Annotated in this window: 1 protein-coding gene; it reads left to right on the forward strand. The window is 63.9% G+C overall.

Annotated elements, in window-relative coordinates; all coding sequences use genetic code 11:
* On the forward strand, positions 1–294 hold a 294-nt coding region (locus EN851_RS35575), incomplete at both ends, for an FAD-linked oxidase C-terminal domain-containing protein (RefSeq protein WP_135931132.1).

Below are 294 nucleotides of genomic sequence, written 5' to 3' on the forward strand. Positions count from 1 at the left end.
GTCTCTTCAGGTCGCTCGGAAGAAGATGGCAAGGCGCTGATCGAGGAGATTCTTTCGGCCGGCCTCGATCAGGGTATCGTCGGCGATGCGGTGGTGTCGGCAAGTCTTGCCCAGGGCGACGCCTTCTGGAATTTCCGCGAGACGCTGCCAGAATGCCAGAAGCCGGAGGGCGCCTCGATCAAGCACGACATTTCGGTGCCGATCGCCGCGATCCCCGAATTCATCGACAAGGCGGCCGGCGTGGTGGAGACCGTGTGTCCGGGCGCGCGCGTGGTCTGCTTCGGCCATATGGGC

Source organism: Mesorhizobium sp. M8A.F.Ca.ET.208.01.1.1 (genome assembly GCF_004791315.1).
Taxonomy (GTDB): Bacteria; Pseudomonadota; Alphaproteobacteria; order Rhizobiales; family Rhizobiaceae; genus Mesorhizobium.